The organism is Pseudomonas sp., from assembly GCF_026224925.1.
Classification (GTDB): Bacteria; Pseudomonadota; Gammaproteobacteria; order Pseudomonadales; family Pseudomonadaceae; genus Aquipseudomonas.
Genome location: NZ_JAMFRV010000378.1, coordinates 1 through 12,119, shown reverse-complemented (window position 1 = coordinate 12,119; position 12,119 = coordinate 1). Strand labels below are relative to the sequence as shown.

The window sequence follows — 12,119 nt, the reverse complement described above, 5'->3', positions numbered from 1 at the left end:
GCTATTGGCGGGATGAACTCCGCGACCAACTCCTCTGTGCCTTTGATACGTGGCTCAATAACATGAAGATAGGCCAACCCGTACGTATCCAGACGCTGCGCAAAGTAGCCAAAGGTGGCTTGTGGATTGCTATCCGAAATAGCTCCCCATTGGCCACTGGGAGATATACGCACACCAACTCGGTCTGCTCCCCAGACAGAAATAAACGCTTCCACCAACTCAAGGGGAAGACGGGTACGTTTTTCGAGCGTACCGCCGTAGGCATCCGTGCGCTTGTTCGTACCGTCTTGAAGAAAGGTGTCAACCAGATATCCATTGGCACCGTGCAACTCAACACCATCAAAACCCGCTTCCTTCGCTCGGGCGGCTGCCTCCCGAAAAGACTGGATTAAGGCCGGAATCTCATGGAGCTCAAGTGCTCGATGTGGCGAGTTCGGCACCCATCCATTATGAGTAAGCACCGTGGTTTCAAAGGGAACCACAGAAGGGGCAATTGGAGCATTTCCCCTGCTCAAGTCCACGTGAGATTGTCGGCCATCGTGAGCGATTTGCATGACAATCCGGCCACCTTCTGCATGGACTGCATCGACAATTTTGCGCCAGGCCTCTACATGTGCGTCTGTATAAATCCCTGGTGCTCCGAGATAGCCGCGGCTCTCAAAGGACGGGTGAGCGCTCTCAGTTATTAGTAGTCCGCCTTGGGATGCTCTCTGCCGATAATATTCAACCATCATCGGGCTAGGGCTGTCGTCTGCGTTCGAGCGCAGGCGGGTGGTTGGTGCATGTATCACCCTATGCGCCAGACCAATGCCTCCCAATTGCACGGGTTGAAAAAGCTTCTTTGCTGAGTCACTCATAAATCCCCTTTGCCCAGCGTCGGCGCCGGACTGCTCATTGATGCGTAGGAATACCGGTAGCGCTGATGGCGTTTCATCAGCGTCAGCTGGATGTGGCTGATAACAATATGTACGACCGTATTTCTCCTAGTCAAGCAAATTTCTTTGCTTGACGGATTTAAATACGCTCATCCATATTGGCCTCCGTTGACCACGCAAAATTTCTCTGAAAAGGGTTCTTTCATGACTACTGAATCAATCAAGCTTTATCACTCCGCTGGCTCTCCTAACTCACGCCGTGTGAGGGTTTACTTGGCGGAGAGAGGCGTAGAAGTTGAGCTTGTATCCGTTGACTTGGGTGCTAAGGAGCAGTTCTCCGAAGCCTATAGGGCGATCAATCCTCGAAGCGTAGTTCCCACCTTGGTGCTGGCTGATGGCACATCAATCGGCGAGGTGCCGGCCATCATTCAATACTTTGAGGAAAGTTACTCGACGAGACCACTTCTGGGCTCTACGCCCAAAGGTAAAGCGCTTATCACTATGTGGGAGCGTCGAGTTGAACAAGAGGGCTTTGCCAGCGTGATGGAGGGGGTTCGGAATGCGGTTCCTGCGCTGAAGGGGCGCGCTATTGCCGGCCCCCATAACTATGAACAGATCGCTGAACTCGCTGATCGAAGCAAGCTCCGTGTCAGTAATTTCTATGACGATCTGAACCAACGCCTTACTGAAGTCCCATTCATAGCGGGAACACATTTTTCCGTCGCGGATATTACGGCCTTGGTCACCATCGATTTCGGCACCCACGCTTTAAGCGTGGCCATCGGAGAGAGCCGTCCTGCGTTGAAAAACTGGTATGACGCTGTCTCTTCGCGTCCGAGTGCGACTGCCTAAAGGATGCATGGAGGGCTATCAGCGTCCCTCAGTCCACGAAGTAATTAGAGAAGGGCGCTCATTTTCGACTCCAGAACTAACAAGGGGGGGCAATCTAGTACCCAGCTATCAATTTACTGAGTTCGGCTGCAGAAAAAGAGTTGAAGCAAAGCATGTCGCGCAAAGGAAACTGCTTGGATAAAGCCGCGATGGAGAGCTTTTCGACACACTGGGGTCCGAATTTTATTACTTTGTGCGCTTAGATCGCGTGGAGCAACTGGAGGCTGGGCTGGAGAATGCATCCGTTACTACCACTATCTTCGCGTCAAACTGAAGCTGTACGGCCTAAGCCCTGTAGGTACAGGGCTTAGGCTTCAAGGCTTTAACCACCTAGCAGTCCAAGTTTTGGCTCAATTTATCTGTGTGTGGCAGGCGTGTCTGCGAAGGATGTTAGTTAGGCCTCCACACCATTCTTAGCACGCATTTCAACTTTCATTCTTGCGAAGGCCTGCTGCTGTTTATCTTCTGCCTTGGCGGCCGCTTTTTGCTCGTCCGTAAGTGGCGACAGTAACGAGGACGCGCCCGTTTTGCCAGTTCCGACGTCCTGAGGCTTCATCGGTTTTCCCTGGCCCAGTACTCCTGGCTTTACATTTTTTAGATCGTCAGCGGTGATGGGGCGACCCGCTACAGCTACCAATGAAGAACCAATGTTTCCAATTGCCATAAACACCTCTTAATTAGAATTGCAGGAGAGATTACGCACGTTATATGCCAAGCATCATCGAAAGAATAAAAGAGTTGATCTCAGTGAGCTGTAGTGGCGGGACCTTCGTTGAAGATGCCACGTGGGCGGCAAGTTCTGGCGGGCGATGGCAAGTTTTTTCCGCACAAGGTATCCACCCCCGTGTTGGTCACATAAAAATCACGCCTTCAAGTTGAACAACGCAACGTGCGGCGTTTCGCTCACCCAGTAACCGCTCACAGACCAGCCAGCATGCGCGGCCAGTTTGGTGAAGGAGTCGATGGTGAATTTGTGCGAATTCTCGGTGTGCAGGCGTTCGCCGTCGCTAAAGTGATAGGTGTGCCCGGCGACCTTGACTACTTGCTCGCGGCGGCTCACCAGGTGCATCTCCATGCGATTCTCGGTGTCGTTCCACAACGCCAGATGGTCGAAGTCCTCTATATTGAAGTCACCATCGAGTTCACGGTTGATTCGGGTCAGTAGGTTTTTGTTGAAGCGTGCGGTTACTCCCTCTGCATCGTCGTAAGCTGCGATCAGCACATCGGCGTCTTTGACCAGATCCACGCCAACGATGAAATGCGCCTCATTGCCCAACAATACGTGGGCCGAACGCAGGAACCTCACCGCTTGCTCGTGGGTGAAATTGCCAATGGTTGAGCCGGGAAAGAACCCCACACAAGTGTGTCCGGTCGCTTCGGCCGGCAATTGCAACGCACGACTGAAGTCATCGATCAACGGTACGATCTTCAGCTGCGTGTACTGCTTTTTCAGTCGGGCAGCGGCTTTCTCCAGCGCGTTGGCGCTGATGTCGATCGGCACGTACAGCGCAACCTGCGGCGCGGCGTCGAGTAGCAGGCGGGTTTTTTCGCTAGCGCCGCTGCCGAATTCGACCAAGGCCGCGCCCTCGGGAATCGCATCTGCGATCTGTTGAGCAATCTGGGTCAGCAGACTGGTTTCAGCACGTGTCGGGTAGTACTCGGCCGTCTCGCAGATAGCTTCGAACAGCTCGGAGCCCGCGGCATCGTAGAAGTATTTGGATGGCAGACTTTTCACCAGGGTCGACAAGCCGCAGACGACATCACGACCAAACTCACTGTTGTGGTTGTCCACCGCGCCAGGTTGACGCGCATCACGGGCCAAACGCAATCCGGAGAACATCCAGCGCTTCTCCGGGCCGAAAAAATTGCGATAGGTCGAGCGAGCATGGCCGGGGGAAGTAATGCTGGCACCGCCACGCAACACCATCACGTTGATCATGAATTTGCCGTTGTATTCACCCACCGCGCTTTCCGCTGTACGGAATCCCGGGTAGGCGGTGTAGGCACTTTGTGTCCATTGCCAGGCCACGTTATCGACTTGTTCCAGCAGACCAGCTTCGGCGGCTGCTTCCCACTCGGCTTCGGTTGGCAGTCGCGCATCAGCCCATTGGGCAAACGCTGCAGCTTCGTAATAGCTGATGCTGATCACCGGAGCCGTCGGGTCAATGGTTTCCAGCCCGCGCAACGTCATCTGACGCCAGCCCTGGTTGTCATGCTGCCAATAGAGCGGAGCGTCCCAGCCATTTTGCTGCACGACCGCCCAGCCGTCTGAAAGCCATAGGCTGGCTTTGCTGTAGCCGCCATCCGCCATGAAGTCCAACCATTCACCGTTTGTCACGAGGCGATCGCTGATCTCGAAGGATTGCAGGTACGTGGTGTGTCTAGGGCCTTCATTGTCAAAGGCGAAGCCCTCGCCTTGGTGACCTATTTCGGTTAATCCTCCATTGAGCGGTTTGAACTGGCCGCGACGCCCGGAAAGGTCTGCGGACCAGCTCCGGTCATAGGTTGGCTTGAGAGAAGAAGTACTGAACAAATGCAGGATGTCCATCAACAACAGCTCTTGATGCTGCTCTTCATGGGCTAGACCCAGCTCGATCAATTCGGCAGTACCGTCGGGTAACTCTGACGCTAATAAGGTATGCATGTGTTCATCGACATGCTTGCGATAGTCCAGCACCTTGTCCACGGTCGGACGCGTCATCAACCCGCGTTGTGGTCGGGGATGACGGGGGCCGATGGTTTCGTAATAGGAGTTGAACAGGTAACCGAACGACGAATCGAACGGTTGGTAGTCAACGACGTTTTCGGCCAGCACAAACGTCTCGAAAAACCATGTGGTGTGCGCTATGTGCCACTTTGCGGGGCTGGCATCTGGCATTGACTGGACGACCATGTCTTCAGGGCTGAGCGGTGCAATCAGGCTCTCCGTCCGACCGCGAATAATCTGGTAGCGCTTGAGGTACGCGCTGATGGCGGGGAGGTCGCGAAGCTCGCTTACGATGCTGGTCATCAGGTTTTATCTCCGGTGAATCGCCGTTGCGCTGATCTATCAATATCTCTGGTATTTTCAGAGGAGGCAGGGCTTCGAACGTTTTTCCATAGCCGGGCCGGGGAGGTGCTTGTACCCCTCATCCCGCCCCGAATAGCGATGATGCGTGACTGCTCGCAAGTGCTGTATTCAGCCCTGCGTGCCTTCGATTTCGAAGGTGACCTTGTCAGCATAAAAGGCGACGTGCTCCTTGATTTCCGCCATCGCCGGGTACGTGTCTTCGTAGGTCCAAACCGCGTTCTCAGCGGTCTTTCCGCCGGCGCTCAGGTCGAAATAATTGGCGTCACCCTTGTAGGGACAATGAGTTTTATGTTCGGTGCGCGCGTAATGCTCAACCCGAATGTCGGATCTCGGGATATAAAAAACCGCTGGATATTTGGCCTCTTCGAGTCTTACTGCTTTGTCGGTCTGCGCGACGACGACATCATTGAATCGAACAGTGACGCTCCCCTGGAATGGGGTAATGGTGATGGGATGATCGGGGCCGGGGATTTTCATGATAATCAGTCCTCTTAATTCAGGTGGGAAAGGCGTCGCCAAACATAGGCCGCCCGCTTTGGGACTCGGCACTGCTAACTTCGTCCTGCAAGACGTCCCAGTGTTCGGCGAGCAGACCGTCTTCGATCCTGACAACATCGGCCGCGATCCAGGCAACGGGTCGACCGGTGCCGGAGAAGCGCCCGTGGACGATGACGTAGTCGCCTTCTGCGACGATAAGCTGATGCTCGTAATGCAGGGTGTCAGGCACACTGCGGATCAAGGCAAACAGGCCTTCGCGTCCAGGTTCGATATGCGCGCTGTGCTGGATGTACGTGTCCGACCAAAAGCGTGTGGCCGCCTTGTAATCTCTCTTGTTGAACAGCGTGTCAAAGGCCTCTAGTACGAGTGTTTTGTTCTGCTCCGGGGTGGTCTTGATGCTCATATTGATTTTCCTCGCATTGCTTGCCACTTAAGGTGGCGCGTTGCACCGTCCAAAAAGAGACGCGGAAAGTCGACTCGCAAATTCTCGCTTGTCGTTAGACCGACGCGCTCTCGCGCTTTGAAACTTGGTCATACCAGCGCTTCAGGGCGACGTGTTCCTCCGGTATGGGGAAGCTGATCGCTTTAGCCGCAAAATCCACGGCGACTAAGGCCGTGATGTCGGCTACCGAATATCGATCACCTGCTACGAACGGGACCTCAGCCAAGCGAGCATCAAGGTCAGCGAAGAAGTTCTTCACACGTAGCTTGCTGCGCTCGACTAATTCTGGAATCTGCTCGTAGTCATAGGGGCCTGCAATCGCACGCCCCTTCAGGCCTGGTGCAGCGTTGCGGATAGCCTCCATGACGGCCGCGAAACCTTCCAGTTCGGCGCGCCGCTCCCACATCGTAACTAAGGCCTTTTCCTTTGCGGTCTCGCCGAGCAACGGAGTTTGTGGATAGGCTTCTTCAAGGTATCGGATGATGGCAGGCACCTCACCGATGGCGGTGCCGTCTTCGAGCACCAGGGTCGGAACGACTCGGCGCGGGTTGATCGCACTGTAGTTCTTGGAATGCTGTTCACCTTGACCTAGATCGACCGGGACGAGCGGAATAGACAAGCCTTTCTCTGCGAGGAAAATGCGCACGCGCCGCGAGTTGGGTGAGCCCGCGGACTGATAGAGTTTTGGTGTATTGGCGGACATAGCTTGATTTCCTTAGACGATGGGCATAGCAGATACTCTTTTATGCCGGTAGCAAAACTCAGAACTCCGAGCCATCGCTAGCATGGTGACGAGCATGGGTCATGAAGCGGTCTTCCCGCCGTTGACTCGAATGATTTGGCCTGTAATGAAAGTCGCCTTACCGGATGCGACAAACACAATGGCGTCGGCAATCTCTTCCGGGGCTCCAGCACGTTTTAGTGGAACACTCATCAGGAAAGCGGCTTTGCGCTCGGCCGTACCGGTCAGCCGGTCGAGCATCGCTGTCTGAACCGGTCCAGGGGCAATTGCGTTGACCCGCACACCGGATGCTGCCCCCTCAAGAGCAGCCGACTTGGTCAGACCTTCCACGGCATGCTTGCTGGCGGTATAGAGGGACAAATTCGCCGCACCACGTTCGCCCATCGTTGACGAAATGTTGATGATGCTCCCGCTACCCTGCGCCAACATCACCCTCATCTCATGTTTCACACTGAGGAAAGTGCCCAGCACATTGGTGTCAAAAGTTGCCGCATAATTCTCGGGCGTCACCTCCGTAACAGCGATGGACTGCCCCTCTATGCCCGCCGCGTTAACCGCAATATCCAGCCGGCCAAAGCGTTTGACAGTTGCATCGATAAGGTTGCGTACCTCATCTTCATGACGCACGTCGGAAATCAGAAACTCCGCTTCGGTGCCGAGTGCACGGAGCTCGGCCGCCAGTTTCTGACCTTCTTCTTCACGTCGTCCGGAAACGACAACGTTGGCGCCTTCATTCGCGAAGGCGATAGCGGTTGCTCGACCTATGCCGGTCAGGGCGCCTGTGATGAGAACAACGGACTGAGTAGACATTTGCTTTCTCCTGTTAAGTACGCGTAGCTCGAAGCCAGCGTTCAATGCTTAGAGCCGCTATCGACATGCAGCGTCTCGCCGGAGATCCAGCGCGCACCGTTAGAGGCAAGAAAAACCACAACCTCGCCGATGTCTTCAGGCTTTGTAGTGCAAAGATGGGCGGGCATGGTCGGCATATGTTCACCGCTAGCAGTGCTACTGAAGGGACTGGAGCGTTCGGCCTCGATCCCCTCCGAAGCAATGGCGTTGACGTGAGTACCACGCTCGCCGAGGACTGCTGCGAAGTAGTTAACCACCGCAGCCGCTTCCTTTTCCCCTCTGCTGTAGTGGATGAGCATTTGAGCTCCGGCTTTTGCTAGTGCAAGTGCATTGGTACGGCCAATGCCGCGAGAGGCACCAGTGGCGAGTGCGGTCTTGCCGAAGAGGCGGGTCATGAGAAGCATCCCTTGGTCTTGATCTTGAATCCCGGAGCCAGGTTTAGGCCTGCCCGGTATCTTCAGAAAGGAACAGGGAAACGTGCCCGACAAAGCGCTCGGGGTATTGATACTGCGAGCCGTGATTGGCATCCGGATAGAAGATCAACTGCGCGTTCGGCAGGTGGCGCTGTAAGATCGAAGAGTTCACCGAGTAGATGATCACATCGTTATCACCATTGACGACCAAAGTTGGCTGTTTGATCGCCTTCAGGTAATCAAAGGGTGCCTCACTTGGTGCGCCCCACTTGGTCAGCGCCTCAATCTGCGCAGGTGCGACCTTGTCACTGACGTCTGGGTCGCGATTCACTGTGCGCCGTCGAAAGCGTTCGAGATAAGCACGGCCTGCTGCTTGGCTGGCTTGGGATGAAGTGAAGAACACCCTGAGCCACAAGTGATCAGGCTCGTTGTAGGTCGCGCCAAAGATCTCCTGCGCCTCGGGCGTTAACGAGGCCATGCCGTCACCGCTGCGCGGTCCGGTCCCCACCAAAATTAGCCGTCGTACGAGTGCTGGAGCGGCCAGCGCCACTTCCTGCGCGACCAGGCCGCCGAGCGAAAAGCCCAGTACGTCAACCTGTGTGAGGCCGAGCGCTTTGATGAAGGCCACAGCGTTGGTTGCCATTTCCTCGATTGAGTTCGGCACCTTCCCTGAACTGCTGGAGATACCTGCGTTGTTGAACAGAATTATCTCGCGGTCGTGCGCCAGTCCGTCTGTCACCGCAGGATCCCAGTGATCCATAGTACCGGTGAAATGCATATTGAGGACGAGTGGAACCTCGCCTGATTTGCCGAAGCGTCGGTAGGCAAACCGGGTACCCGCTGCGTCCACGAACTGCGTCGGCGCGGTCTGATGGTTGTGCTGAGTCATGGAGGTTCTCACGGGTGGTGACCCCCTTAGTCGGGCGCGGAGTAAATCTCTACGCCCGATCAGGATCAGTTAGCGGTGTGACCGCCGTCGACGTTGAGGATATGGCCGGTGATGAATGAAGCCTCGTCCGATGCGATGAAGACGATCGCTTTGGCAAGGTCTTCCGAGAGGCCGAGTCGGCCCAGCGGAACCTGCGCTACCAGGGCCGCCTTGTTCTCCGCCGTGCCGGTGAAGCGGGTCAGCATGCCGGTGTCTGTAGGGCCAGGTGAGACCCCATTCACACGAATGCCCGACGCTGCAAGTTCGAGCGCCACCGACTTAGTGATGCCTTCGACAGCGTGCTTGGCGCCGACATAGATCGAGGCATAGGCCGCGCCCTTGTGCCCGTAGGTCGAGGAAATATTGATGATGCTACCGCTCCCCTGGGCCTGCATGGCACGCACCTCGTGCTTCATGCTCAGGATCACGCCGAGCACATTGGTGTCGAACGTCGCGGCATAGGACTCCGCCGTCTGATCCACGATCGGACCAACCTGGCCTTCGGTCCCTGCGTTGTTCACCGCGACATCGATACGGCCAAACCGCGCGACGGTCTTGTCAACCAGAGCGCGGACGTCATCCTCCTTGCGGACGTCAGCGTTGATGAACTCAGCCTCCGAACCGAAGGAGCGCAATTCCTCAGCGAGTGCCTTGCCGGCTTCATCACGCCGACCGGAAACGACCACCGTCTCACCTTTCTTCGCGAAGGCGATGGCGGTGGCGCGGCCGATGCCGGAGAGGGCTCCGGTGATCAGAATAACGGACTTGCTCATTTTTCAGCTCCTGTCAGGCATGACTTGTGGCGTATGGATGGACGACCACTTTCGGCGCAAGGAAGATTTTCATGGCGCCGTCATGGCCAGAAAGTTAGGGGCTTGTGGCGAAATTGAAAAAGACTTTGTAAGCTGGGGGCATACCTGGCAGGCATGAGGGCGCTATGGAACTGCGACATCTTCGATATTTCATTGCCGTCGCCGAGACGGGTAGCCTGACGGAAGCAGCCGAGAAACGACTGCACACCTCGCAACCTTCGTTAAGCCGGCAGATCCGGGATCTGGAAAATCACGTCGGGGTCGAGTTGCTGTCGCGCAGTGTTCATGGCGTTGAGCTGACCGCTGCAGGCAAAGCCTTTCTCGACCACGCTCGCCTGGCGCTGATGCAGGTCGATGCTGCGGTCGAAACGGCACGCAGGGCGGCGCAACCGACGAGGAAGACATTCGCCATTGGCTTCCAAACCGGGCACGAGATGAACTGGCTGCCGCGAGCAATGCACGTGCTGCGCAATGAAATGAACAACATCCAGGTCATGGTCTCCAGTGATTATTCACCGGACCTCGCCGAAGCGCTCACGCGCGGCCGGCTGGACCTGGCCTTCCTGCGTGTGGAGTCAGATTACGACCTGGAATATCAGGTGGTGGACCGGGAGCCACTCATCGTGCTGATGCCGAGCGACCATCGCCTCACCGCATGCGAAACAATACGTCCGCAAGACTTCGTGGGTGAAATTTTCATCGGCGGCTCGAACAAAGCCACTGTGCTGCGCGCCGTCACCGAGGACTATCTCCGTCGCTCAGGGCTCGACATAAAATGGGATCACGGCGTGGACAATTTGGCGATGGCCATGTCCCTGGTCGCGTCCACCCGCGGACTGGCGCTGATGCCTGCCTACGCCAAGAACCTATTGCCGTTGGCTGTCGTCAGCCGTCCGCTGGAGGGCGAAGCACCGATGATCGATATAGCGCTGGGCTACAGCAAGTCGAACACCTCACCGATTCTCAAGCTGTTCCTGTCGCAGCTCGACGAACTGATGACGCCGAAGTGAAACTTATGGGGAATAAAGAGAAGTCACCTCGGATTAATCCTACCGCCCTCATGCCATACCCCCACCACGCCCGCTCCTGCGGGTACACCTGATCCACCGCAGCCATGAGCATGTTCGTCAGAGGGGGATCATCCTGTCATCGAGATTGAATCCCATCAGGAGCGACGGACCAGCTTGACCCGAGACTCCACTCCTTTGAATCAGAGGCGTATTGCATGTCTCGGTCAAACTGAAATCGCTTGACATAAAAAGGTGGTCGTACATATTGTCTGCATGCAAAATGTGTACGTACGTATTTTTTCGGGCGGCATTCGGTGTCCATCGGCAAATAGAAACTAGCCAAGGGCGTTTAGGTGGATACACGAAAAAGGCCTCGGACCGTTCGTGCCCGTTTTCCGCCCCATGTTGGCGGTAAGCACGGGTGAGTGGCTTACCGGGTACGTGCCGGTGCTATCCAGACAAACTAGGACGTTCAAGCCAATAGCGATTTAAGGCCAGTAGCAACTGCGATTTGTCTTCTGTTGATTTTATCGAGGTAACTATGTCAAAGCTCTTCTCCCCAGTAAAACTCGGTGCACTTAACCTTTCTCATCGCGTGGTGCACGCGCCCATGACCCGTATGCGGTCCGAAGAGGGCGATGTCCCCGGTGATCTGATGGTCGAATATTATTCACAGAGGGCCACTCGCGGTGGTCTTCTCATCTCGGAAGGGCCGGCGGTAGGGATCGGGGGGCGCGTCTATTACCGCAGTCCAGGCATCTGGTCCGACGAGCAAACCGCCGGTTGGAAAAGGGTGGCGGACGCCGTACACGAAAAGGGTGGCATTTTTTTCGCCCAGCTCTGGCACGGTGGCCGTATGGCCCACGTGGATCTTACGGATGGCGCTACACCCTTGGCGCCATCAGTTGTGCCTTTTAGTGGCGTTGCCGTCACACCAAGTGGCGTTTTTCAGGCATCTCCTCACCGTGAAATTGCAATTGAAGAAATTCCGGGCCTTGTCGAACAATTCCGTAGGGGGGCTGAGAACGCTAAGGCGGCTGGAGTCGATGGCGTTGAGTTGCACGCCGCGAACGGTTACCTGATTGAACAGTTTCTCGTCGACGGAGCTAACAAGCGCACTGACGCTTACGGCGGTTCGGTCGAGAATAGGGCGCGTTTCTTAATCGAAATAGTCGAGGCAGTTGTCGAGGTGTGGGGTGGTGATCGCGTCGCAGTTCGCCTTTCGCCGAGTGGCAAGCACGGTGATGTTGGGGATAGCAATCCGCAAGCGATATTTGGTTACGTAGCTGAGCAACTAAATCGCTTCAATCTGGCCTATTTGCACATTATTGAGCCGCGCATCGTGGGCGATCATGACGACGAAGATCCGAGCGTTCAAGCACCAGTTGCTTCGGCAACGCTTCGCAAAATATTCAACGGTCCGATCATCGCGGCAGGCGGCTTTGTTGGCGAAACAGCCAATCAGATACTGACGCGCGGCGACGCCGATGCCGTGGCGTTTGGTCGCTACTTCACCTCGAACCCTGATCTAGTCAAGCGCCTTGAGCATGAGTTGCCGCTCGCCAAATACGACCGTGATACTTTTTACG

General features: G+C 55.8%; 13 protein-coding genes and 1 pseudogene. 4 read left to right on the top strand and 10 right to left on the bottom strand.

Going from position 1 to position 12,119, the window contains the following annotated elements; genetic code table 11:
- Window positions 1–857 (bottom strand): alkene reductase (locus tag M0974_RS16615; RefSeq protein ID WP_297838914.1); only part of this gene is annotated, 857 nt, incomplete at its 3' end.
- A gap of 222 nt (window positions 858–1,079) precedes the next feature.
- On the opposite strand from M0974_RS16615, the gene M0974_RS16610 reads away from it, so the two are divergent.
- The gene (locus M0974_RS16610) at window positions 1,080–1,727 is read left to right on the top strand and encodes a glutathione S-transferase (RefSeq protein ID WP_297838912.1); all 648 of its coding nucleotides are present in this window, start codon (window positions 1,080–1,082) and stop codon (window positions 1,725–1,727) included.
- A gap of 131 nt (window positions 1,728–1,858) precedes the next feature.
- Window positions 1,859–2,063: pseudogene (locus M0974_RS16605) on the top strand (IS3 family transposase); the annotation flags it as partial.
- A 97-nt stretch (window positions 2,064–2,160) separates the two neighbouring features.
- Here M0974_RS16605 and M0974_RS16600 read toward each other — a convergent pair.
- From M0974_RS16600 to M0974_RS16560, 9 genes are all read right to left on the bottom strand, one after another.
- A complete protein-coding gene (locus M0974_RS16600) occupies window positions 2,161–2,430 on the bottom strand; it encodes a hypothetical protein (RefSeq protein ID WP_297838909.1) in 270 nt (89 codons plus the stop codon).
- 198 nt (window positions 2,431–2,628) lie between these two features.
- Window positions 2,629–4,776: an ergothioneine biosynthesis protein EgtB gene (gene egtB / locus M0974_RS16595; protein WP_297838907.1), complete on the bottom strand. Its 2,148-nt coding sequence runs from the start codon at window positions 4,774–4,776 to the stop codon at window positions 2,629–2,631.
- Window positions 4,777–4,944: 168 nt separating this feature from the next.
- Window positions 4,945–5,313 (bottom strand): DUF427 domain-containing protein, encoded by a 369-nt coding sequence (locus M0974_RS16590; RefSeq protein ID WP_297838904.1) that lies wholly within the window; start codon window positions 5,311–5,313, stop codon window positions 4,945–4,947.
- 19 nt (window positions 5,314–5,332) lie between these two features.
- Entirely contained in the window at window positions 5,333–5,737 is a 405-nt protein-coding gene (locus M0974_RS16585) for a nuclear transport factor 2 family protein (RefSeq protein WP_297838902.1), read from the bottom strand.
- A 94-nt stretch (window positions 5,738–5,831) separates the two neighbouring features.
- The gene (locus M0974_RS16580) at window positions 5,832–6,479 is read right to left on the bottom strand and encodes a glutathione S-transferase family protein (RefSeq protein ID WP_297838899.1); all 648 of its coding nucleotides are present in this window, start codon (window positions 6,477–6,479) and stop codon (window positions 5,832–5,834) included.
- 99 nt (window positions 6,480–6,578) lie between these two features.
- A complete protein-coding gene (locus M0974_RS16575) occupies window positions 6,579–7,328 on the bottom strand; it encodes an SDR family NAD(P)-dependent oxidoreductase (RefSeq protein ID WP_297838897.1) in 750 nt (249 codons plus the stop codon).
- Between the two features lie 41 nt (window positions 7,329–7,369).
- Window positions 7,370–7,762 carry an SDR family oxidoreductase gene (locus tag M0974_RS16570; RefSeq protein ID WP_297838895.1) on the bottom strand — a complete coding sequence of 131 codons (393 nt, stop codon included), beginning with the start codon at window positions 7,760–7,762 and terminating at the stop codon, window positions 7,370–7,372.
- Between the two features lie 43 nt (window positions 7,763–7,805).
- Window positions 7,806–8,669 carry an alpha/beta hydrolase gene (locus M0974_RS16565; RefSeq protein ID WP_297838892.1) on the bottom strand — a complete coding sequence of 288 codons (864 nt, stop codon included), beginning with the start codon at window positions 8,667–8,669 and terminating at the stop codon, window positions 7,806–7,808.
- A gap of 65 nt (window positions 8,670–8,734) precedes the next feature.
- Complete coding sequence (locus M0974_RS16560; protein ID WP_297838890.1) at window positions 8,735–9,481, bottom strand: SDR family NAD(P)-dependent oxidoreductase; 747 nt, start codon at window positions 9,479–9,481, stop codon at window positions 8,735–8,737.
- 164 nt (window positions 9,482–9,645) lie between these two features.
- Here M0974_RS16560 and M0974_RS16555 point away from each other — a divergent pair, with 164 nt between their 5' ends.
- Window positions 9,646–10,530, top strand: coding sequence for a LysR family transcriptional regulator (locus tag M0974_RS16555; protein ID WP_297838887.1), 885 nt, complete (start codon window positions 9,646–9,648; stop codon window positions 10,528–10,530).
- Between the two features lie 511 nt (window positions 10,531–11,041).
- Window positions 11,042–12,119, top strand: a 1,078-nt coding sequence (locus tag M0974_RS16550) for an alkene reductase (protein WP_297838884.1), incomplete at its 3' end; no start/stop codon positions are given.